Consider the following 21,580-nt stretch of genomic DNA (forward strand, 5'->3'; position numbering starts at 1 on the left):
CGTGGAACCGGCGCTGTCGATCGATGTGACGTGGTGGCAGGCCGCGTTTTTTATCCTGGATTACACCATCAAAATCCTGGCTGTTGGCTTTGTGCCAGAGGGCAGGCGCCCATCATCGTCGACGGCCTGGCTGCTAGCAATTCTGTTGATTCCATTTTTGGGTCTACCGCTGTTTTTCCTGATGGGCTCGCCGTTTATTAACCGGCGCCGTCACGAGGTATACAAAAACGCGAACGAACAGCTCAACGACGCACAGGGGCAATTACCGGATATGCCGCCGCACCTGTGCAACTCCCGCGAAGTCGCGTCCATGATCGCTCTCAATCGTCGACTGACTGGGTTCCCGGCGGTCATTGGCGACCAACGTGGTTTGCTCGCTGACTATGACCAGGCAATCAAGCGCATGGCGGAGGTCATTGACTCCGCCACCGACTATGTGCACGTGCAGGTGTATATCCAGTCCTGGGACGAGACCACCGACGTGTTTTATCAAGCGCTTGCCGACGCCGTCGGCCGCGGGGTGAAGGTGCGCTTGTTGTTTGACCAGATTGGTAGTTTGAAATACCCGGGCTACCGGAAGTTGGGCAAACGCTTGGATGCGATCGGCGTCGACTGGCATTTAATGATGCCGTTACAGCCATGGAAATGGCGTTTTCGCCGCCCTGACCTGCGCAATCACCGCAAGATCATCATTGTTGACGGCACGGTCGGTTTTATGGGGTCGCTGAACCTGATTGACCGCAGTTACCGGATTCGCAAGAACGTGCGCGCGGGTCGGCAGTGGATTGATTATATGGTCGAGCTATCCGGGCCAATTGTCACTTCGATGGAATCGGTGTTTGCCATTGACTGGTATCTAGAATCCGATGAGGTGCTGGACCCCGAAACGCGCCACCCCACCGCACACGACGCCACGCAGGGCACGGCGCAGGTCACGACGCAAGCCAGCCCGCAGCCCACCACGCAAACGACAGCGCCGCCTGCAGCACTCACGCAAACCGAATATATTTCGGACGCCAATGTCTTGCAGATGATTCCTTCGGGGCCGGGCTACAGCTCGGAACCGAACCTGCGCATGTTTAACCAGGTGGTACATCACGCAAAAAACCGCCTGGTGCTGTGTTCGCCGTACTTCATTCCGGACGAATCCCTGTTAGAAGCCGTGACCAGCGCTGCCTTCCGTGGCGTGCGCGTGGAATTGTATGTCTCGGAACGCGCCGACCAGTTCACGGTGCACCATGCGCAATCGTCGTATTACCAAGCCTTGTTGGAAGCCGGGGTGCATATTTACCAATTCCCCGCGCCGTATGTGTTGCATTCAAAGTTCGCGTTGGCGGACCCGGAAGACAATCATTGCGATAGCGTCCATGCTGTTGGCATGCTGGGCTCTTCGAATATGGATATGCGTTCGTTTGGCTTGAACTACGAATCCACATTGTTTGTGGTGTCTGGTTCGCTGATTGATGATCTCAACGAGCTAGCCGCGACGTACCGTGCGGTTAGCCGCCCACTGACTTTAGAAAAGTGGGAGCAGCGCGGATTTATCCGTCGTTACGTGGATAATGTCATGCGGCTGACTTCCGCATTGCAGTAGCACCGGCTGGCCAGGGCAGATCCCCTAACCAACCGAGTTAGCCAACCGCGCTAGCCAAGCCCGTTAGCGTAAACGCAGTGGTCAACCGCGTTAGCGCAAACGCATTAACGCAACTCCGCCAATGCCTTGCGCAGCACAGGCAAGGAATCAGCAAACGGCGCGAGCAGATCCAGCTGTTCCAGCTCCGCTACCGGAACCCAACGCAAATCATCGGATTCTGCATTTGGGAAGGTCGGCAACTCGCTGCCATCAGCGGTTTTCGCCAGCACCGTCGTGTAGGTCCATTCCCCGGCTAGTTCCGGGCGTTCCGGATCCCCTGGCAGCGGGCCCGCGGTCACGATCTCTCGCAGCACGGTAACCGCGCTTTCCTCGATACCGCATTCTTCGAAGGTCTCCCGCACCGCAGCCTGGCTGGCGGTCTCGTGTCCGTCACGGGCTCCCCCAGGAAGGCCCCATGTGCCGCCCTGAGAGGTCCACGGCGCGCGCAGCTGCATCAGCACGGTGGAATCGTCGGAAAGCAAAAACAACCCGGCAGCGCCGAACCGTCCCCACAGCTTGCTGCCGTTCGGCCCGGCCGCCCAACCGTCGCCACTTCCCCGGTGTGTATCTGACATGCCGTCTATTTTAGTAGCCCAGCACACATCACGTGCGTTAGTCTAGGGTAATGAACGGTCATAGGCCCGCGACAAGCCTCGATCGCCCAGTCGATGCAGAAGATGAGATGTCGGCCAACTTTGCCCGCACCTCCCGTGGCCCGTCGCTGCGCGTCGAATCCGTTCCCGCCCACGCCCAGGACCACTGGCTCGATGAAGCCAAAACCACCGACGCACCTGGCATGTCACTTCTGCGGCGGTTTTTCCATTCCTCCTTTTCGGGTTCTACGCAGATCATCTCCCGCATCTTCGGGTTTTTCGGTACTACTCCGGGCAAAATGGCCGTCGGCATGATTGTGCTCACCGCCGCACTGCTCGCTGCCGGGTTGTCAATGGCAAATTCCGTGGCCAACCGACAAACCGAGCTCAACCATCTGCTTACCTCCACTGAACCGATGAGCAATTCGGCACACAATTTGTATATGTCGCTCTCACTGGCCGACACCATCGCCACCACTGGTTTTGTGCAAGCAGGAGTAGAGCCGGAAGAAACCCGCAAACAATACTTGCAGGCGGTGGATTCCGCCGCCAGCGAAGCTACCGCTGCTGTGTTGGATTCGGACGACGAGGATGTCTACCTCCGGCAATTAGCTGTGCAGATCCAGCGCCAGCTGCCGGTCTACACCGGGTTGGTGGAAGCCGCACGCACTAATAATCGCGCCGGGAATGCCGTCGGTGCGGCATATATGTCGAATGCCTCGGCGATGATGCGTGATGACATCCTCCCGGCTGCGGCCTCACTGTTCCGACTATCGGCCAATAACGTCTCGGAGCAACAGGATCAGCTAACTCGCCCACAGTGGGTTCCGCTGTCCGGTTTAGTCGCGGCCTTGGTGTTTTTGGGGTTGGCCCAGTACTGGTTGTGGCGGATTAGCAGGCGTCGTTTCAACCGCGGTTTCTTGGGGGCAACGTTACTGATGGCCCTGGCTTTGGCTTGGGTTTCTGGCACCAACGTATACACCTGGCATTTAGGCAGCCAGGGTTTCACGGAATCATCCACTCCCTGGGATTCACTCACGCAGGCCCGTATTGATGCCCAGCGCACCCGCACAGAAGAGATTCTGGCCTTGGTGCAGCGTCGGACGAACTACAACCCTTCCTTGGAATTTTCCTCCACGAATGAGCATATTTCGGACGCACTGACTGATTACAGCAATTCCACCGCGCTGCATTCATCCGATGCAGCCACCATCGACGAAGCACGGACGGCTTTGCAGGAATGGGATGAAGCTAAGGCCCACCTGTTGCGCGCATTGGATTCCGGTAATTACGAGCAAGCTTTGGCCTTAGCGACGGATTCGTCGCCGGACGCAGCAAGCACAGGAACGAACCAAACCATGAGCTCGGCGGCTGCCTTCCAGAAACTCGATGCTGCCTTGACTGAGCTGATCGCAACGGCGCGTGATTCTATGCGCTCTTACCTGAGCGAGAGCCTAGCCGCGCTGAACTTGGTAGCAGCTGCGGTAAGCCTGTTTTCGGTGCTCTCGGCAATTGCCATCTGGCTGGGAATTCGTCCACGAATGGTGGAATACCTATGATCGCCCGTGTCATTCACCACCGCGCTCCTCACCACCATGCTTCTCGCTGCCATGGGAGTTGTTCCGATACTAACCACTACCGCTTCCGCCCGCTTCGGCTGGTCGCGGCTCTCACCGCGCTCGGGCTGGTATTATCCGCCTGCGCTGTGCCAGACTTCACCCCCAGAAACGACGCCCTAAGCATCCCGCGCGATAGCGCCACCGGCATCCCGCTACCCGCCGGCGCACGTGTAGAAAAAGCCGGTACCCGTCAGGGAACGGAAGTCGAAGAATATGCCCTTCGTGGCTCGCTGAAACCAGACGGTCGCACCGCGGCAGAGCGCATCCCGTCGATTGTGGAGCGTGGCTATTTGATCGTCGGCATCCAGCAATCGCAAAACTTGTTGTCTTTCCGTGATGCCACCACCGGGCAGTTGTCTGGCTTCGAAGTCGACCTCGCGCACGAAATAGCCGAGGATATTTTCGGTGACCGCAACGCCGTCGATTTCCGCTTCGTCGAATCGCAGCACCGCGTGCATACCTTGAGCACCGGAAAAGTAGATTTTTTGCTCTCCACGCTCACCATCACTCCCGAGCGGCAACAGGAAGTGGAATTTTCTACGCCATACTTGTCGACGAATACCCGCCTGCTGGTCAACCGGAATTCTGAGGTCAACCGGCTGGAAGATCTCGCCTCGCGCACGGTGTGCGTGACGGATAATTCCACCGGCATCAACCTTGCGCGCTTGCACTCCCCGAAAGCCGATATTTTAAAGGCCGTAACCTGGGCCGATTGCTTGTATGCGATGCAGCATAACCAAGCTGATGCGATTCTGGTGGATGATGTGATCCTTTCCGGCTTGGAAATCCAGGATCCATACACGGAAATCGTGGGCCCAGCGGTGGACTCTGATATTTACGGCGTTGGCATGCCCAAACCAGCGCGCAGCGCACATGCCGACGAGATTGCTGAGGCAGAAGGGCTAGTGCGCCAGGTCAATTCCACGCTCGAGCGCATCCGCACCGATGGCACCTGGTGGGAATTGTTCCGTCATTGGTTTGCGGGACGCTTGCCGACGGCGGGCCCGCCACCGCTGCACTACCGCCCAGAGGATGGTGAATAAGTGACTGAGAAATCTGCCCCCACCGAGGCCACGGAACATACAGAGGCTGCAGAACATACAGAGGCCACGGAACGTACAGAGGCGACCGCGCACACGGAAGCCAGCCGTGTGCCCGAGGCCGAGCCGGCGACCTCCGCGGTCCCATTTGATCCTTTCGCTGAGGATGACAACGACGACGGCAGCGAGGACGGCAATGGCGACAGCGACGACGGTTACAGCAGCAACGAAGACAATATCGCCTCGCTGCTACAAGACTTGCAGAAAATCCGCGACGAAAAAGCCCAAAAGCAGCGCGCTGAAAGACAAGAGGACACCTCCACACGGGCTCGTCGGCAAGCACTATCCACCTTCCGCAAACGTCGCCGTGCCCAACGCACCGCACGCGCAGTCGCCGACCGCATGGTGCGCCTGCCCTTCGTGGTGCCAACGGATCCACAAGAAGCCCTGATTGACCCACACGAGGCGATCGAAAAAAAGAAAATCCCGGCACCGCAGCTGAACCCCGGTGATATCGTCGCCCAGCAATACGAAATCTTGGGCGTGATCGCCCACGGTGGCATGGGTTGGATTTACCTGGCAAACGACCATTTTGTTTCCGGGCGCATCGTGGTGCTCAAAGGGATGCAATCGCAAAAATCGGCCGAGGAAACCGCCGCCGCGGAAGCCGAGCGCGAGTTCTTAGCAGATATTACCCACCCAGGCATCGTGAAGATTTTCAATTTCATTGACGACGATCGCGTGCCCGGCGGGTTTATCGTCATGGAATACGTCGGTGGGCCTTCACTGCGCCACCGCCGGAATTCGCAGCCCAATCACGTCGTCGCCATCGATATCGCCATCGCGTATATCCTAGAAATTTTGCCTGCGTTGGAATATCTGCATGCTCGCGGCGTGGTCTACAACGACCTGAAACCGGATAACATCATCATCAGCGAAGACCAGGTCAAAATCATCGACCTGGGTGCGGTCTCGGGAATCGGCGCCTACGGCTATATCTACGGCACCAAGGGCTTCCAGGCCCCCGAGGTGTCTACGCAAGGACCGTCCATCGCCAGTGATATTTACACCATTGGGCGCACCTTGGCGGCACTCACGCTCAACCTACCCTCGGAAGACGGCATCTACCTTCCCGGGCTACCCGGACCGTCGGAAGAACCCACGCTGCGGCGCTATTTGTCGTTTTATCGCCTACTGCAACGGGCAACCGCACATGATCCCAAACACCGGTTTTCTTCCATCGAAGAACTGCGCACCCAGTTGTATGGGGTGTTGCGGGAAGTAATCGCCATTCGCGACGGCATCCAGCACCCAGCGCAGCACTCGTTGTTTTCCCCGCAACGTACCACTTTTGGCACCAAGCACGCTGTATTCCGCACCGATCAACTCATCGATGGCATCGAACGGTCCGTGCACATCACCGCGGCCGAGGTTGTCTCTGCTCTACCAGTCCCGTTGATCGACCGCAGCGACCCAGGCGCGTCTATGCTTTCTGGTTCTTCCTATACTGAGCCGCAGGAAGCATTAGAAACGTTAAGGCAAGCGATGCACACTAATGAATACGTCGGTTCGAAGGAAATCCCGCTGGGCGTGGTGCGAGCGATGCTGGACTTGGGGCTGACTACCCAGGCGCGGGAATGGTTGCGTTCCTTAGAAGAAGATATGGCTAGCGATTGGCGTTTCCGCTGGTATTCCGGGGTTACTGCAACCCTGTTGGACGATTACCGCGATGCGCAAGACCATTTTTCCTCGGTAATGTTTTTGCTTCCCGGCGAGGCAGCCCCGAAGCTCGCGCTGGCCGCAGTCGATGAGTTATTGCTCGAAGAGCAAGGCCGGAACCATTTGAGTTTGCTTCCGCCGGAGCTGTCACGTGCCACAACGGGCACCCCGGATTCGCTATCAAACATCCCCAATGAGTTTTTCTTAGCGCGCCCCGAAATTTGGGAGCACCGCACCGATGAGCCGGCCTCGCTGCGCTTTCATGCACTACGTTTATATTCCATAGTCTGGGAAACTAACCCGGCGACGGTGTCTTCGGCATTCGGTTTGGCCCGGCAGTTAATGGCCGAAAAACAGGTGGAATTGGCAGTGCAGGTTTTAGATCGGGTTTCCCCTGCTTCCCGTCACCACCGCATGGCGGTCTTGACGACGATCTTGCAGCTGTTGGCCAGCCCGTTGAATGAACCGTATATTCGGCGGGCTGCGCGTCGATTGGAATCCATCCCAACGAATGAGCCGCGCTTTTTACAAATCAAAACCGCGGTATTGGTTTCCGCACTGAACTTCTTGCGGGAAGCAGATTTGGAGCAGTCGGCCTCGCCACACGAGCTTTTCGAGCACACGTTTAGCCAGCACGGTTTACGCTCTGGCTTGTACGACACGCTGCGGGCGCAGGCACGAGTGGCACCGTTTCCGCGGCACCGCTACGCTCTGGTGGATTTAGCGAACATGATCCGCCCGGCGACCTGGTTCTAACGGCTGCTGTCGCTGTTAGGGCTGCTGTCGCTGGCAGTTTCAGTTAGCGCAGCGGTTTCGGGCCCAGTCTTGCTCCCAGATTCAACCGCAGCTGCACCGTCTGCCGCAGCACGTGATTCCGGCGTCGTGGCAGCTGCAGCGCTTGTTTCCTGTGCAGTGCCAGTGCCACCTCCAGCATCAGTATCAGCACCACCGCCAACACCAGAGCCAGCTGCACCAGCGTCTTCTGCACCAGCTTTTCCTGCACCAGCTTTTCCTGCACTAGAGCCCTCTGTGCCAGCAGTGACAGAATCATCGTCAGCAGCAATCGTGATTTCCCTACTGGCTTCCCGCGCCACCAAGTGCGCAGCATCGGTGTTATCAGCAGTCGACAACACCACTCCCATGCGTCGGCCCGGGTAACTACCTGCTTTCCCGAACAACAGCACAGAAGTTTCTGGGTGTGCGAAGGCATCCTGCAACCCGCCATAAGATAACGTGTCCGCATCCACCTCAGAACACAGCATGCGGGCAGCTCCCGGCGAAGTGAGTGTCACATCGATCGGCAGACCCAAAATTGCCCGTGCATGCAAATCAAACTGCGAATAGCGCTGCGTGGCCATGGTAACCATGCCGGTATCCGTCGGCCGTGGAGATACCGAAGAGAAATACACGTCATCACCGGCGACGAACAACTCGACGCCATAAACTCCGCGTCCACCCAATTCATTAGAAATCCGGGCGGCAATAGAGCGCGCATTTTCCATCGCTACCTGGCTCAACTGCAGCGGTTGCCAGGAATCAATCAGGCCACCGTCGCGGTGATCATGCCCGATAGGCTCGGCAAACCACGTGGCCAATTCGCCCGTTTTCGGGTCGATCGAACGCACCGCTAGCAGGGTTACTTCATAATCAAAGTCGACGAAGCGCTCCACTATCACGCGACCGTCGAAATGCGCTTCCGCAGAAGCGGTCTGCCAAGCCTCGGTCACTTCATCGCCGTAGCGCACCACCATATGCCCGCGTCCGTTTGAGGTAACCGCGGGTTTCACGATGGACGGGTAGCCCATCTCATCCAAAATGGTTTTTAGTTCTTCCGGGCTGGAGGCGAAATCATAGGCGGTCGTCGGCAAGCCCAATTGTTCTGAGGCGGTACGACGGATAGCTTCGCGTTCCATGGTCAGCTCGCAAGCCCGCGCCCCAGGCACTACCACGGCAGAATTTGCTTCTTCGATCTCTCGCAGCGCTTCTACCGCGACGATCTCCACTTCCGGGATCACATAGTGCGGTTCAATACGCTTTGCCAATTCCAGAACGGCCGCCGCGTCAGTGACATCTGCGACGTAGGAATATTGCGCAACCTGGTGGCCCGGCGCGCCGTTGCGCTTGTCGACGGCGTGGATTTCCAGGCCCAACCGCTGGAAACTGATCGCTAGCTCGCGACCAATCTCGCCCGCGCCCAGCAACAACACCCGGGTGGCATTTGAGCTCAGCGGTGTACCGATGGTGTTGGGCGTGTCCGTGGTTTCGGCAGCTTCCGTTTTCTCACTCATGACAGCCTATTTTCCCGCCAGCACGTCGTGGCGCACAATGGTTTGCTCACGCGACGGGCCGACGCCGATATACGACATGCGCGTTCCGGACAGTTCTTCTAGGCGCAGCACGTAATCCTGTGCGCGCTGTGGCAGCTCTTCGAAGGTGGAACAGCCCGTGATGTCTTCGTCCCAAGCCGGCATATTTTCGTAGATTGGCTTGGCGTGGTGTACCTCGGATTGCGAGACTGGCATTTCGTCATGGCGCACGCCGTCGACGTCGTAGGCTACACAGATCGGAATTTCTCCGATTCCAGTGAGCACGTCAAGCTTGGTCAAGAAGTAATCCGTAAACCCGTTAACGCGGCTGGCGTAGCGTGCAATCACGGAATCGTACCAACCACAGCGGCGGCGTCGGCCAGTGTTCACGCCAACCTCACCACCGGTTTCTTGCAGGTAATTACCCCATTCGTCGAAAAGTTCCGTCGGGAATGGCCCCGCACCCACGCGGGTGGTGTAGGCCTTGATGATGCCCAGTGAGGTATCGATGCGGGTCGGGCCAATGCCGGAGCCGACGCACGCGCCGCCTGCGGAAGGGTTCGACGAGGTCACAAACGGGTAGGTGCCATGGTCGACGTCCAGCATGGTGGCTTGGCCGCCTTCCATCAGGATGTGTTTCCCGGCAGTCAAGGCCTCGTTGAGCTCGCGTTCGGCGTCAATCACCATCGGGCGCAGGCGTTCGGCATAGGACAGGAAGTAGCCGACGACGTCCTCGACCTCAATGGCCTTGCGGTTATACATTTTCACCAGCATCTGGTTTTTCACATCCAGCGCCGATTCCACTTTTTGCCGCAAAATGGACTCATCAAAAATGTCCTGCACGCGGATGCCGACGCGGGCGACTTTGTCCTGGTACGTCGGGCCAATGCCGCGGCCGGTGGTGCCGATTGCACGTTTGCCTAAAAAGCGCTCTTGCACCCGGTCGAGTGTTTGGTGGTACGGCGCAACTAGGTGCGCGTTGGCGGAAATCTTTAACCGCGAGGCGTTTGCTCCACGGGATTCCAGGCCGTCAATTTCCTCAAACAATGCTTCCAGGTTGATGACCACACCGTTTCCCAGCACCGGGGTGGCATTTTCCGATAGGATTCCTGCCGGAAGCAGCTTGAGCTCGTATTTTTCACCGCCAACGACGACGGTGTGGCCGGCGTTATTGCCGCCATTAGGCTTGACGACGTAATCCACCTGGCCGCCCAAAATGTCTGTGGCTTTTCCTTTGCCTTCGTCGCCCCATTGGGCGCCGACGATGACGATCGCTGCCATACCTGCCTCATCACTTCCCTGCGGTCAGTAGTTTGATCAGCCTCATAGCCTACTAGGAATTGCCCCACCTGCGATAATTTTTTTAACGTCGGTTACGATGCTTGGCATGCGTGTGCTGATTCTGCGTTGCGGGGAAGCTGCAGCCGAACTGATTTTGCCCAAGACTTTATATCGTTCTTCCGGGGTGGAGATTTTTACGCTGCCAGCTGTGCCAGGCCGGGGTGATCTGAAGTTTTTATCCGAGCATGCTACGGAATTATTGCCGGTAGATCCCACTCCCTCATTGGAGGAGATCCAAGCGCAACCGCGCGTAGAACACATGGCTGCCCCACAACTAGCACCCCAACAACCAGTGATGCCGCTGCGGATAATCGTGATTGGTTCAGATGCCGCCTTGTCTGCGGTGCTCACCCGCTTGCTGCGGGCGGATCAATTATGGCCACAGATCGGATTCGTCCCGGTGGCGGAACCGACGAACAGCGCGGTAGACACTACCGGCAGCAAAAACGTTTCTGGCCCGGCCACCGAAAACGCCGCTAGCAGCACCGCCAGCACTGCAGCACAAAACTGGTCCATTCCCGCTGATCCGGCTGCCGCGCTCAAACTGGCGTTGACTGGCGAGGTCAAACCCGTCCCACTGATCCGCAATGATGCCGGACAGGCCGTGGCTGGTTCCGCTGCTATCAGCCAGTGGGACGCATCCGCCATGACCGGGGAAATTATCGTCGACGATGCCACTTTGCTGCAGCAAGATGCCCAGGGCAGCGCAGATAACGCCAGCCGTTCCCTGGCTTACGGCGCCCGCTTAGTGCCAATGCTCAACGCACCTGGCATTGCTGCGGCAGTGCACACCGCAGCACCACAGCCCCGTGGATTGTTTGCACGCTGGCGCAAGAAAAAGAACCCCGGGGCGAGCGTCAGCCAGCTAGATCCGCATTCATTAGTCACTGGGCATGCGGTACAAGCCGGTGGACCGGAAATGGCGGTACACGTCGACGGAGTGCGCAGCAAACGCCCGCAAAAACGAGTAACTTTTTACCGGCATTTGCGGGATTTACAAATCATCCGTCCGTGAGTTCCGGGGCGCCGCGTCCTCTACCCTCTACTATTCTCTTCTACTCTTTCTGGGAGTTCTCAGAATCATCGTAACGATTCGCCGCATTGTGCGCGTTATCCTGGATGTCTTCGATCTCCCAGACTTCCGGTGGGTAGGCCGGTGTGGATGAGGTTGGTGCCAGCACTGCTGCCGCCGACTCCTGCGACATTCCGGTGACCATCAAAAGATCCACTGTTAAAAACCGCACCTGTGACAGGATCGCATATTCCGAAAGCACCGGATCATCGCTAATCACGGAAAGGTCCGTGCGCGCGCCGATGATGCGCAGGCGGTTGACAATCCCCGGAATTTCATGGGCTTGGCTAACCCGCGCACTCGTTTCATAAATTCGCGACAGCTCCAACGCGATCTCTGCCAACTCATCAATAATATTGATTAACCGCGGGGTAATCTTGTCGCCATCGACGCTCAAGACCATGCAGCGGCGGGCCAGCACACGCACATTCCGGGTGGCATTGTCGACGGGAGTGAGGATGCGTTCGATGGAACGCAAGTGTTTGCGCGAGCCCCAGCGAAATGGGGAAAGCCCCGCAATTTCCCGGCCGGAAGCCGTGGCTTCCAGCATGTGATCAATATTCGATTGCGTACCGCGCACCTGTTGGAGTGCATCTTCGATACGCTCTGAATCTCCCTTTTCCGCACCTTCTGCAACGTCATGCAGCACCGACGATGCAACGGAGAGAACTTTCGCGATCTCATGCCGGGCATCACGCAACGCAGAATTAGGAATCAACGCGATGGAGATGATTCCGATCACCGAACCAATGGCAGCGTCAATCATGCGTTCGGTGCCGCCACCTTGCGGCATGATCGTGGCGATCAAGATCGCACCAATAGCGACCTGGTTACTCACCAGCAGTGATTTCGATAAAAATGCCGCGACCACCAGTGAGATCGCTACCCCAGCGGCAATCTGCCAATCGCCGGTGCCCAGGGTGTGCACCAAAAGCTGGCCAACTCCGACACCAACCACACCAGCGACCGACATTTCCAGGGCTTTATTCAGACGGTTGCCACCGGAGATGCCAAGTACCACCACCACAGAGATAGGGGCGAAAAATGGGATCTCGTGGCCGAAAAACGTCTGCGCAACCCAAAACGCCAACCCCGCACCAAACGCGGCTTGCACAATGAAGATCAAGCGTTTGCGCACGCGCAGAATGCGCGAGGTCAGCGAATGGTCTAAATGCCGCAGTCGTTCGCGGGTGGAGACCCTGTTATTTGCCATAGGTGCCGAAAATACCTGCTAAAAAGCTTAGCCGAGAGCGGCCTAGCGGGCGGTGGTCTGGCCTGCGGAGCGCAGCACCTGGCAGGATTCAATGACGCGATCAGCCATGGAGCGCTCTGCCTTCTTCAGGTAAGAGCGTGGGTCGTAGACCTTCTTGTTACCGACTTCTCCATCAATCTTGAACACGCCGTCGTAGTTGCTAAACATGTGGCGCGCAACCGGATTGGTGAACGCATACTGCGTATCGGTGTCGATGTTCATTTTGATCACGCCATAGCGCAAGGATTCTTCGATCTTGGCGGCCTCGGAACCGGAACCGCCGTGGAAGACGTAATCGAAGGGCTGGGAACCGTCGGCAAGCCCCAGCTTCTGGGAAGCGACCTTCTGGCCTTCGGCCAATACCTCTGGGCGCAGCTTGACGTTGCCCGGCTTATAGACGCCATGGACGTTACCGAAAGTGGCGGCCAGCAGGTAGCGGCCATTTTCGCCAGTGCCCAGCGCATCGACGGTTTTTTCAAAATCTTCTGGGGTGGTGTACAGGTTGGCACCTGCTTTGGCTTCCACGCCGTCTTCTTCACCGCCGACCACGCCGATTTCCACCTCGAGGATGATATTCGCCGCGCGTGACTGTGCCAGCAGCTCCTGGGCGATTTCCAGGTTCTCGTCGATAGGGATGGCCGATCCGTCCCACATATGGGACTGGAACAGTGGCTGCTCGCCGGCTTCTACGCGATCACGGGAGATCTTTAACAATGGGCGCACGAAGTCATCGAGACGTTCTTTCTGGCAGTGATCCGTGTGCAACGCAATATTCACGCCGTAGTGCGAAGCAGCCTCGTGCGCGAATGCGGCCAGGGCTTTTGCGCCGGCAACTTTGTTTTTCACTGCTTGGCCAGAGCCGAATTCCGCACCACCCAGGGAGAACTGGATAATGCCGTCAGACTCGGCTTCTGCAAACCCCTGTAGTGCGGCGTTAATGGTTTCGGAAGAGGTGCAGTTGATCGCGGGAAAAGCGAATTGCTCTTTCTTCGCGCGGTCAAGCATCTCGTTATAAACCTCAGGGGTGGCGATAGGCATAAAACATCCTCCAACGTTGGATCTGCAGTCTCGAAGCCCAATTATGCCTGAGCGAACACTAACCTGCAGCCGGATCCCCTTCGGCCAGCGCAACCCGGGCCATCGCCTCCAGCGCCATCCACCCGGAAAGCTGCACCGACAAATCGCGCTCTGCAATACGCACAGCGCCCACTTTCTCCCGGATCGACATCGGGCCCAGGCCAAAATTATGTGGCAGTAGCGCATCGCTGGTCCAGTCCGTAGCAAACACGGGCAGTCCGTCAACTTCCAAACGGTGGGTCCACACCGACTCCGCCGACGCCCGCACCAACCGAGTAGCAAGCTTGCGCGTCGCGCGGTTCGCTGGCGAATCATCAGGCAAACGCACCGCGACGTCGGCAAGGTAACGCAGCAAAATCCCCTTGAACAAGCCGCCATCGCCGTCGCCGGTATCCCAGTCGATCACTCCCGCTGGGGTGGCCATGTGCTGCGCAATCGCGTGCACCAAGCCACGGATCCGGCTGATATATGGCATGGCTTCGTCGGCACGCTCAGCCTCATGCACCGACTGAATATCTTCCAGGCTGTGGATGCCATGTTCTTTACGCAACTGCAACGCAATTTCCAGGCTGGCACCAAGCATCACCCCCTGGCAGTACGGGTGAATATCACGCACGATCTCCGGTCCGTTCATGCGCATACGCATCCCGTCCATGATCAGCCCATCATCATTGTGCAGGTTATCGAAAACCCAGTCGACGATATGAATGGCTTCCTGCCAGTAACCGGTGCGCGCCAACATAATTGCCACCGGACCATTAGTGGGCACGTTATAAAACGTCGATCGGTTATCGCGCCAGGGCGCGACCCCCAGGGACTCATCCAACCCGGCACGCAGATTGGAACGCAATGCGTGCAACTGTGGCGGGGTACCCAGCTTTTCCGCGTTCTCTATGCGCCCGAAAGCTAGTGCCAACCAAGCTTTGTCATCGTAGTATTTGTTGCGTTCCAACCCGCGCAGCTGCCGGAGTTTGATGCCACGCATGGTATTAGCAATGCGTGCGCTGCGGGTTTTCGTGGGTTGCCGCAGCGCAGCATCAACCTGGCAATCCAGGTAGTGCGCCTGCCACCAATAGTGCCAATGAATAAACAGGCGCTCTTTAAAAAGCGCCGGCCAGCTCACCCGGGCGAGATTGGTGCGTGGCAGCGACCATAGTGGGCCAGCATGTCGATCGTTGATGGCGGTCTCTGCGAGATCCGCCCGGTGGGACCATTTTTCTTGCACTATTATTCCATCACTCACAGAGCTATAAACCGGAGAAATCAATCATTTGTAGCATACATCACGGTTCTCTGGTGAGGGATAAGTGACAAATTATTGATGCAGCCAGCACCCCTACCAAGCTTGGCGCAGATCCGCATGCTGCCGCACCCACGCATGCATTGCGATGCCTGCGGCCACCCCTGCGTTAATTGAGCGCGTCGAACCAAACTGCGCAATCGAACACGTCATCACCGACGCCTGACTCGTCTCCGCGCTCACCCCAGGGCCTTCCTGGCCGAATACCAGCAAGCAACGCCGCGGTAATTCGGCGGTTTCCAATGGCACGCACCCGGGAGTGTTATCAATAGCCACGACGGTCAGATCGTTCTCCGCCGCCCAGGCTACTAGCCCATCAACATCGCTGTGGTGCTGTAGGTGTTGGTAGCGGTCCGTAACCATGGCGCCACGACGATTCCAACGACGCCTACCGACAATATGTACAGTATCTACAGCAAAAGCATTCGCAGTGCGCACCACCGTGCCGATATTCGCATCGTTTTCAAAGTTCTCGATCGCGATATGCAGCTCATGCCGACGGGTATCAATGTCCTCGATGATCGCCTCACGCTTCCAATAGCGATAAGCATCGACGACGTTGCGGCGGTCGCCTTCAGCAAGCAACTCCGGATCCAAGCGTGGATCATCCGGCAACGGGCCTTCCCACGGGCCCACACCATGCCGACCTTCAGCCCATTCCGTTGGGCCTTTGTCCTCCGGTGCGGTGGCGCGTTCCGGCTTAGTCACTGGATCATTTTCGGCTGCGCTTTCGCCCATTACAGCCCCAGGTCATCCAAGCCCAACAGGCTGCGATATTCCAGCCCCTCGGCACGGATGGCATCAGCAGCACCGGTAGCGCGGTCCACCACAGTGGCCACACCAACAACTTCCGCTCCGGCCGCACGCAACGCAGCGACGGCAGTCAGCGGGGAGTTACCAGTAGTGGTGGTATCTTCCACCACTAGCACTTTTTGCCCTTCCACATTCACGCCTTCGATGCGGCGCTGCATGCCGTGCTTTTTAGCTTCTTTGCGCACCACAAAAGAATCGATCGGGCGGCCGTCAGCATGCATGATCGAGGTGGCCACCGGGTCCGCACCCAAAGTCAGACCACCGGCGGCAACGTAGTCCCAGTCCGCGGTTTTTTCCCGCAGCAACGAGCCAATCAGGCGGGAGGCCTCATGGTGCAGCGTCGCGCGACGCAAATCCACGTAGTAATCCGCTTCTTTACCGGACGATAAAGTCACACGACCGTGGACCACGGCAAGTTCGCGGACAAGTTCAGCGAGGCGGGAAAGATCAGTACTGGATGGGGTGCTTTGCTGCTCAGTCATAGCTACCACTGTAGTCCTCACTCGTCGTCAAAAATAGATGGCCCGGCAGACAAGTCGCGTTTAACGTGCGGGCGCTTCCGATGTCCGCCCTCTTGTGACTTATCGACGCCATCGGCAATCGCATCCACTTCATCTACCCCAAGGGCGTAGGGTTCCAGGTACCCACGGGCCTCGGCTTTGCTGCGGGTCGGTAATTCGACGGGCTCGCTTGGTCGTTGGATTGGCGGATGATCCTGCGGGTCGGGAACGACGTGCAGCAACTGGTTGTTCTCAAAGGCCGGGGGCTGTTTCGGCCCCATCATCCGGGTGGGGTCCGCCCCTTCGAATTTTAAAATTTGGTTCGCCATGGAACGCGGTGGTAGCACGCGGGCGACGTCGGCAAGCAGGCCGAGCGGCGCCAGCATTTCATCCCAATCTGAAGCATGCGAGCCTTTATCGGTTTGCGCCAGCACCCAATCCGATTCCATCCACACCGCGGTGACGATTTCCGGCAGGCTATCGCAGGCAGTGACCACGCGCGCATCAATCATGCGGCTAGCAACGGCGGCATCAGTGGCATAGACCGTGAAATCCGCGATGTGTCCGACTTCCAGCAAATCATCGAAAACCGCTTCCCCGGTTGTACGGTCATTGCGCTGATCACGGTCCACACGGCGAAAATCCACCACGATTTCCGTGGCGGCTCCGGTGCGCATAGCCATAACATTGACGCCACCGAGATCCATCAGCACCATCTCATGCCCATAAGCCGAACCCTGCACGATATCTTTCGGTGCTGCCCCACCAGCTGCAGCGCCGCGGGTCCATTCGTCGACGAGATATTCGTCGTGCTTGCTAAAACTGAATCCATTCTTTTCCGCCCACTGACGACGCTCCCTGCGCAACGCCCCTGGGATGATGGAATCGCGGCGTGGTCCTGCAGGCTTGGCGACGGGGGCGACAGGGGTCGGATGCTCAGCTGCATCGCTTAGATCGTTGACATCACTGGCATCACTGCGGTTTTCTTCAGCAGAAAGCAGCTCATTGGATTCTAAACCTGGCTCCGCTTTCGGTGCTGTTTCGGTTGCTTCTGCTGCTTCTGGGTTCTCTGAGGCCTCTGTTGGCTCTGGCTGCCGCTCAGATACCAGCGCCAAATCGGTTTCAGCATCATTCTCTAAGTCCGACTCAACATGTGGCTCAGCATCCAGCTCAGAACGTGGCTCAACAAGTGGCTCAGCACCTGCCGCGGCATCCAGCTCAGAACCTTCCTCAGTATCTAGTTCAGCGTTATTTACCCCAGCGTTCGCCTCCGCTATCGGGTCAGCGGCGGATTCAGCAGCGGATTCCTCATCATGCTGTGGCAAATCCTGCTCTGCCAAATCCTGCTGTGGCAATTGTTCCGCGGTGGCCAGTTCTTCATCATCCAGCACCCGGCCCCGGCGTAGCGCATCACCATAAGTGGCTTGCGCTGACCATTCAGTATCGGTGGCAACAGAATCTTCGGCGTCTGGGATGTCGACGCTAGGGATGCTGGCGCCCGGGACGTTGGCACTAGCGATGTCGGTACTCGGAGCGTCGGCAAGCTCCGCGCTCGCACCAGTTTGCTCTGGCTGACCAGGCGATTCCACAGCAGCTGGCGGCTGCTCAGTCTGCTGGGCGCGGCGCTGCTTCGAATCCAGGTACCACAAAAATATGGCGGCGGCACCGGCGATGACGGCCAGAGTCAGTAGAACATACGGCATGCAGTCAGTTTAACGCGAAGTCTCCACAGGATTGGCAGCATTCGCCGACCACTGCGACCAACCGCCCACATAATGCGAGGCTCCAGTAATACCGGCATGCTCCGCCAAGGCCAGGGCCAGGCCAGAATGGTTGCCTGAACCGGAATAAAACACCGTGCCTTCTCCCCTAGTCACACCAGCTTGGGCGAAGACTTCGCGGATTTCTTCTTGTGACTTGGCCAAGCGATTCGGAGTCAACAAATCCCGCATAGAAGCGTTCACCGCACCGGGAATATGTCCGGCTTTCAAGTCCAAATTTTCTTGGCGCCCCGAATAACGCCAGAAGGAGCGAGTATCAACCAGTGTGCCGTCAAAATTACGTACCTCGTCGATAGTGGCTGCGGGCATAGACCCGGGCCGAATAGTCAGCGCGGAACCCATAGCGATATTGCCCGGGCCGCACATCGTATCGAAGCCTGCGCGGTGCCACTGCGCCAAGCCGCCATCCAAGATGGAGACGTTTTTAATTCCTGCCCAGCGCAGCACCCACCAGGCACGACCGGCAAAAAATCCCTGACCATCGTCATAAACTACGACTGGGCGGTCTTCCCGCAAGCCCCAGCGGTTGACGTTGGCTTGCAGCCGCGCCGGATCTGGTAACGGGTTACGCCCAGCTTTCGACCCAGGAAGCCCAGCCAGCGCAATTGCTGGATTAACGTGCTGGGCTGTGGGGATATGCCCGGCGCGAAACTGGCGGAAGCTATTCCCCTGCCCGGGTACCCAAGTAGTGGCAAGCAGGGTGAGTTTGTCTCCGCGGTGGATTTTTTCGTGTAATTCTTCGGCACTGACCAGGACGCTCATAGTTACCCAGTTTAAGGGTAAAAGCGTCCCGGCGTGTGCTAGCAGACACAATGCCTGCTAACTGGAGATCTCCAGCTCCTCGCCGCCGTCGGCAAGCGAAACCTGCACGGCATCGCCTTCCACAACTTCACCGGCCAGCACCAGCCGCGCCAGCTTGTCTCCGATGGCTTGCTGGATCAGCCGGCGCAGCGGACGCGCACCGTAGGCGGGATCGTAACCGCGCTCAGCCAACCAGGCCTTCGCCGCCGCATCCACGCTCAGGCTCAGGCGTTTGCCAGCCAGGCGTTCGCGCAGCGTATCCAGCTGAATATCCACGATGCCTTCCAGCAATTCGCTGGATAGCGGCTCGAAGGTCACCACATCATCCAGGCGGTTAATGAACTCCGGCTTGAAGGCGGCCTTCACCGCATCCATGATCTGCTCGCGGTTGCCACCGGCGCCCAAGTTCGAGGTCAGGATGATCACCGTGTTGCGGAAGTCCACGGTCCTACCCTGCCCGTCGGTCAGCCGACCTTCGTCGAGCACCTGCAGCAGCACGTCGAAAACATCCGAGTGGGCCTTTTCCACCTCGTCGAAAAGCACCAGCGTGTAGGGGCGACGTCGCACGGCTTCGGTCAGCTGGCCGCCCGCATCGTGGCCGACGTATCCCGGAGGGGCACCGACCAACCGTGAAACCGAGTGCTTCTCGCCGTATTCAGACATATCGATGCGCACCATCGCGGATTCGTCATCGAACATGAACTCCGCCAGCGCTTTCGCGAGCTCGGTCTTGCCGACGCCCGTTGGCCCCAGGAATAGGAAGGAGCCGGTCGGCCGGTTCGGGTCGGCGATGCCCGCGCGGGAACGACGCACCGCATCCGAGACCGCCACCACCGCGTCTTTCTGTCCGACGACGCGGCGAGCCAGGATATTCTCCATATCCAGCAGCTTTTCCGTCTCACCCTGCAGCATCTTGCCAGCCGGGATGCCGGTCCAGGCGGAAACTACCTCGGCGATAGTGTCCGGGGTGACTTCCTCGCTGAGCATGGTGTTGCTGCGCGCCTGCTCCGCGGCTTTCTCCTCGGCCACGGCGATTTCGCGTTCCAGTTCGTTGATGCGGCCGTAGCGCAGCGTGGAGACTTTCTCGTAGTCACCTTCACGCTCGGCGATTTCTGCTTGCCGACGCAGATCGTCGAGTTCTTCTTTCAGCGCCTGCACATCATCGATGGCCTTTTTCTCGTTCGCCCAGCGGGCTTTCAGCTCACCGAGCGATTCGCGCTGGTCCGCGAGCTCTTGTTGCAACCGCGCCAGCCGCTCCTTGGAAGCAGCATCTGATTCTTTCTTCAGCGCCAGCTCTTCGATCTCCATTCGGCGAGCGACGCGCTCGAGTTCATCAATTTCCTGCGGCGAGGAATCGATCTCCATGCGCAACCGGGAGCCGGCTTCGTCGACAAGATCGATAGCCTTATCCGGCAGGAAGCGGTTGGTGATGTACCGGTTGGACAGCTCGGCGGCCTGCACCAGCGCGGAATCCTGGATGCGCACGCCGTGGTGGACTTCATAGCGCTCTTTCAGGCCACGCAGGATACCGATGGTGTCTTCCACCGAAGGCTCGCCGACGTAGGTTTGCTGGAAACGACGCTCCAGCGCGGCATCCTTTTCGATGTACTTGCGGTATTCATCCAGCGTGGTGGCACCCACCAGCCGCAGTTCGCCGCGGGCCAGCATCGGTTTGATCATATTGCCGGCATCCATCGAGCCTTCGCCGGTACCGCCAGCACCAACCAGGGTGTGCAGCTCGTCAATGAACGTGATGATCTCGCCGTCGGAAGATTTGATTTCTTCCAACACGGCTTTTAGCCGCTCTTCGAACTCGCCGCGGTATTTCGCTCCCGCAACCATCGAGCCGAGATCCAGCGAGACCAGGCGCTTACCCTTGAGCGATTCTGGCACGTCACCACCGACAATGCGGCGGGCGAGGCCTTCCACGATGGAGGTCTTGCCGACGCCCGGCTCACCGATGAGCACCGGGTTGTTCTTCGTGCGGCGGGATAGCACCTGCACGACGCGGCGGATTTCCGAATCGCGCCCAATGACGGGGTCAATCTTGCCTTCGCGGGCCTGCGCCGTCAGATCCGTGGAGTATTTCTCCAGTGCTTGGAAGGAATCCTCCGGGTTTTCCGTGGTCACTTTCGCGGCTCCGCGCACGGCTGGGAATGCGCCTTTGATGGCGTCGTAGGTAGCGCCGCGGGAAGTTAGCAGCTGCGCGGCATCAGTTTTCGAGGCCGCGATGGCTGCCAACAGCACTTCGGTGGAGACGTATTCGTCGCCAAGCTCACCGGCTAGCTCTTGGGCTTTGGTAAGAACGTTCAGCCCATCGCGGTTGAAGTTCGGCTTAGCCACGCCGGCGCCTTCGGCCTTGGGGTAGCCCTCTACTAATTCGGTGGCTTCTTTGCGCACCGTATCCGGGTCTACTCCGGTGGCCTTCAATACCGGGGTGGCGATGCCTTCTTCTTGGCTGAGGATCGCCTGCAGCAGGTGTGCTGGGCGAATGTCCGGGTTGCCTGCCGCCGAGGCGGTTTGCAGCGCGGATTGTAGGGCTTCTTGGGTTTTTGTCGTGGGGTTAAAAGAACTCATGGTGTGTTGTATCCAGTGAAGCCCCTGAAACGGTGTCACAATAACGGTGACGAAAGCAGGGAAGAACAGGGAGGATATGACACACCATGAGTTCTTTTAACCCCACGACAAAAACCCAAGAAGCCCTACAATCCGCGCTGCAAACCGCCTCGGCGG

16 protein-coding genes are annotated in these 21,580 nt (G+C 58.3%); 5 read left to right on the plus strand and 11 right to left on the minus strand.

Annotated elements, in window-relative coordinates:
- Position 1 precedes the first annotated feature (1 nt).
- Complete coding sequence (locus tag A5774_RS06045) at positions 2-1,594, plus strand: phospholipase D-like domain-containing protein (protein WP_023018435.1); 1,593 nt, start codon at positions 2-4, stop codon at positions 1,592-1,594.
- A 104-nt stretch (positions 1,595-1,698) separates the two neighbouring features.
- Here A5774_RS06045 and A5774_RS06050 read toward each other — a convergent pair whose 3' ends face one another.
- Positions 1,699-2,208: an NUDIX domain-containing protein gene (locus tag A5774_RS06050; protein WP_021352002.1), complete on the minus strand. Its 510-nt coding sequence runs from the start codon at positions 2,206-2,208 to the stop codon at positions 1,699-1,701.
- A 50-nt stretch (positions 2,209-2,258) separates the two neighbouring features.
- Between A5774_RS06050 and A5774_RS06055 the strand changes: the two genes are divergently transcribed.
- Genes A5774_RS06055 through A5774_RS06065 form a run of 3 tightly spaced genes read left to right on the plus strand, consistent with a single transcriptional unit; the run spans position 2,259 to position 7,360 of the window.
- Positions 2,259-3,785, plus strand: coding sequence for a hypothetical protein (locus A5774_RS06055; protein WP_156519561.1), 1,527 nt, complete (start codon positions 2,259-2,261; stop codon positions 3,783-3,785).
- Positions 3,782-4,888 (plus strand): glutamate ABC transporter substrate-binding protein, encoded by a 1,107-nt coding sequence (locus A5774_RS06060; RefSeq protein WP_082936125.1) that lies wholly within the window; start codon positions 3,782-3,784, stop codon positions 4,886-4,888. The genes A5774_RS06055 and A5774_RS06060 overlap by 4 nt, the downstream gene beginning before the upstream one ends.
- Positions 4,889-7,360: a tetratricopeptide repeat protein gene (locus A5774_RS06065; protein ID WP_369815534.1), complete on the plus strand. Its 2,472-nt coding sequence runs from the start codon at positions 4,889-4,891 to the stop codon at positions 7,358-7,360.
- On the opposite strand, the gene purT is transcribed toward A5774_RS06065, so the two are convergent.
- Together purT and A5774_RS06075 are read right to left on the minus strand one after the other, a co-directional pair.
- A complete protein-coding gene (gene purT, locus A5774_RS06070; RefSeq protein ID WP_064833831.1) occupies positions 7,357-8,892 on the minus strand; it encodes a formate-dependent phosphoribosylglycinamide formyltransferase in 1,536 nt (511 codons plus the stop codon). The genes A5774_RS06065 and purT overlap by 4 nt on opposite strands.
- Positions 8,893-8,898: 6 nt before the next feature.
- Positions 8,899-10,191 (minus strand): adenylosuccinate synthase, encoded by a 1,293-nt coding sequence (locus A5774_RS06075; protein WP_021351996.1) that lies wholly within the window; start codon positions 10,189-10,191, stop codon positions 8,899-8,901.
- Positions 10,192-10,297: 106 nt separating this feature from the next.
- Between A5774_RS06075 and A5774_RS06080 the strand changes: the two genes are divergently transcribed.
- Entirely contained in the window at positions 10,298-11,266 is a 969-nt protein-coding gene (locus A5774_RS06080; RefSeq protein WP_064833849.1) for a hypothetical protein, read from the plus strand.
- Between the two features lie 40 nt (positions 11,267-11,306).
- Here A5774_RS06080 and A5774_RS06085 read toward each other — a convergent pair whose 3' ends face one another.
- The 8 genes from A5774_RS06085 to clpB all read right to left on the minus strand — a co-directional run bounded on the left by A5774_RS06085 (position 11,307) and on the right by clpB (position 21,424).
- The gene (locus tag A5774_RS06085) at positions 11,307-12,536 is read right to left on the minus strand and encodes an aromatic acid exporter family protein (protein ID WP_021351994.1); all 1,230 of its coding nucleotides are present in this window, start codon (positions 12,534-12,536) and stop codon (positions 11,307-11,309) included.
- A gap of 42 nt (positions 12,537-12,578) precedes the next feature.
- Positions 12,579-13,613: a class II fructose-bisphosphate aldolase gene (gene fbaA / locus A5774_RS06090; RefSeq protein ID WP_023018441.1), complete on the minus strand. Its 1,035-nt coding sequence runs from the start codon at positions 13,611-13,613 to the stop codon at positions 12,579-12,581.
- A 58-nt stretch (positions 13,614-13,671) separates the two neighbouring features.
- Positions 13,672-14,877: a glycoside hydrolase family 76 protein gene (locus A5774_RS06095; protein WP_027018224.1), complete on the minus strand. Its 1,206-nt coding sequence runs from the start codon at positions 14,875-14,877 to the stop codon at positions 13,672-13,674.
- A gap of 111 nt (positions 14,878-14,988) precedes the next feature.
- Entirely contained in the window at positions 14,989-15,690 is a 702-nt protein-coding gene (locus A5774_RS06100; RefSeq protein ID WP_021351991.1) for a TrmH family RNA methyltransferase, read from the minus strand.
- Positions 15,690-16,247 (minus strand): orotate phosphoribosyltransferase, encoded by a 558-nt coding sequence (gene pyrE, locus A5774_RS06105; RefSeq protein WP_021351990.1) that lies wholly within the window; start codon positions 16,245-16,247, stop codon positions 15,690-15,692. The genes A5774_RS06100 and pyrE overlap by 1 nt, the downstream gene beginning before the upstream one ends.
- A gap of 17 nt (positions 16,248-16,264) precedes the next feature.
- Positions 16,265-17,968: a hypothetical protein gene (locus tag A5774_RS11690; protein WP_231892367.1), complete on the minus strand. Its 1,704-nt coding sequence runs from the start codon at positions 17,966-17,968 to the stop codon at positions 16,265-16,267.
- 9 nt (positions 17,969-17,977) lie between these two features.
- Positions 17,978-18,808 carry a sulfurtransferase gene (locus tag A5774_RS06115; protein WP_021351988.1) on the minus strand — a complete coding sequence of 277 codons (831 nt, stop codon included), beginning with the start codon at positions 18,806-18,808 and terminating at the stop codon, positions 17,978-17,980.
- Between the two features lie 57 nt (positions 18,809-18,865).
- Positions 18,866-21,424: an ATP-dependent chaperone ClpB gene (gene clpB / locus A5774_RS06120; protein WP_064833833.1), complete on the minus strand. Its 2,559-nt coding sequence runs from the start codon at positions 21,422-21,424 to the stop codon at positions 18,866-18,868.
- Between the last annotated feature and the right edge of the window lie 156 nt (positions 21,425-21,580).

The organism is Corynebacterium sp. EPI-003-04-2554_SCH2473622 (assembly GCF_001665955.1).
Taxonomy (GTDB): Bacteria; Actinomycetota; Actinomycetes; order Mycobacteriales; family Mycobacteriaceae; genus Corynebacterium; species Corynebacterium pseudodiphtheriticum.